We start from the raw sequence: 1,923 nt of genomic DNA, 5'->3' as shown, positions 1-1,923 counted from the left end.
GGCGGCCGGTGACGCGGGTCGTCGAGGGGTACGTGTGGGGCGGCATGACCTCGGGCGGCTGGGCGAAGGCGACCTGGGCGCTGCTGTTCCCGTTCTCGCTGGCCAACGTCGCGCACTGGATGCTGCCGCCGGTGCCCAAGGGGTCGGTGCCCGCGCACCTGCTCGGGATCGCGCTGCGCGCGCTGCTGCGGCTGGCGGCGCTGCTGCTGACCGTGCTGCTGGTCGCCCAGCTGGAGGTCATCAGCCTGGACCTGGTCGCCGCGCAGTGCCTCGCGCCGGGCTCGTCGTGCCTGTGGGGGCCGTCGTGGCTGAGCACGACGCCGTGGGTGCGGTCCGTGGTGGGCCTCACGCCGATCGCGCTGGCCGTGCTGGTGCTGCACCGCATGTCCAGTGTGGACTGGCGGATCGAGCGCAAGGAGGTGCCGGCGGCCGGGGGGACCAGGTCCGGGCTGCCCGGCGCGCACGTGGCCACCGATCCGGACACCCCCGCGTTGCGGGTGCTGCACGTCGTGGCGGGCCTGGGCACGGCCGTGGTGGTCGCGCTGGGCGGACCGCCCGGCCCGCTGCTCGCGCCCGGCTGGCACGGCGCCGCGATCACCGCGTGCTGGACCGCGGGGCTGGCGCTGGTCGCGCTGGCGGCGCTGGGCGCGATGCTGCTGGACGACCCGACGGGCGGCGCACCGCACCGGGGTGGCCGCTGGCTGCGGGCGGCGTTGGGGCGCGGGCCGCGGCGCGTGCTGCAGACCGCGGCGTGGCTGTCGCTGCTGGTGGCGGCCGCGCTGCTGGTCCGGTTGCCGACCCGGCTGACCGGCGCGGACCTGGCCGTGCAGACGGTGGCCGCGCTGGTGGCGCTGGTGTGCGTGCTGATCGGGTTGCTGCTGGCGCCCGCCGCGCTGCTGGCCCGGCGCACGTGGGTCGCGCAGCCCCGTGACCTGCGGCCGTGGGCCGGCGGCTGGATGGCGGCGCCGGTGGTGGCGGTGTCCGCGCTGCTGGGCGGCGGGTTCGGCGCGGGCGTGGCGCTGACCGCGCAGCGGGTGCTCGGGCACGGCGAGCTGCCGCGCGGGTACGACTACATCGCGCTGCTGTGGGGCGTGGCCGGGGTGCTGGCGTTCCTGGCCGGGGTGGGCATCACGGCGACCACCGGAATGGTGAGGTGGAGCTCACTGCGGCGGGAGAAGGAGTGGGCGCGTGAGGCGGCCCTGTTGCACGCGGGGCGCGCACGGGACGTGAAGCGCGCTGCGCGGGCGTGGTGGTGGGCGCGGTGGCAGCGGCGGCACAGCCACCACGTCCTGCTGATCATGGCGGCGGTGCTGGCCGTGGGTGCGGTGCCGTCGGCGTTCCTGCGGTTGCGCGAGGTCGAGCTGCCGACGTGGACCGACCCGCTCATCGGGTTCGGCGTGGCCGTGCTGGCGGTGCTGGCACTGTCGCTGCTGCGCGCGGTGTACCTGGCGGCACGGCGGCCGGACAAGGCGCGGCAGGTGGGGGTGCTGGCGGACCTGGCGGCATTCTGGCCGCGCGAGGCGCACCCCGTGGTGCCGCCGTGCTACGCGCTGAAGGTGGTGCCGGAGCTGGTGGCGCGGGTGCGGGAGCACCTGGCCGACCCCGGTGTGCGGGTGGTGCTGGCCGGGCACAGCCAGGGCAGCCTGCTCGCGGCGGTCGCGGCGGCCCGGCTGCTGGAGGAGCTGCCGCCGCACGAGGCCGAGCGGGTGGGCCTGGTCACGGCGGGGTCGCAGCTCCAGTGGGCCTACCCGCGGGCGTTCCCGGCCGTGGTGCCGCACAGCTCGCTGGCGTCGTTGGCGGGCGGGTTGGCCGGGCGGTGGCGCGCGCTGTGCCGCGGCACGGACGCGCTGGGCGGCGCCGTGGTGTCGGGGAACCGGGACGGGGTCGCAGGGTGGCTGCTCGGCGCGGGCGGCCGGCCGGAGG

The 1,923-nt window shown here is 77.6% G+C and carries 1 protein-coding gene; it reads left to right on the top strand.

Annotated features, from left to right (window positions below; all coding sequences use genetic code 11):
* Positions 1–1,923, top strand: a 1,923-nt coding sequence (locus AB0G02_RS37570) for a hypothetical protein (protein WP_360804480.1), incomplete at both ends; no start/stop codon positions are given.

Origin of the sequence: Actinosynnema sp. NPDC023658, assembly GCF_040639995.1 — a bacterium.
Classification (GTDB): domain Bacteria; phylum Actinomycetota; class Actinomycetes; order Mycobacteriales; family Pseudonocardiaceae; genus Actinosynnema.
The sequence above is the reverse complement of the archived record's forward strand: the minus strand, read 5'-3'. Positions and strand labels throughout refer to the sequence as shown.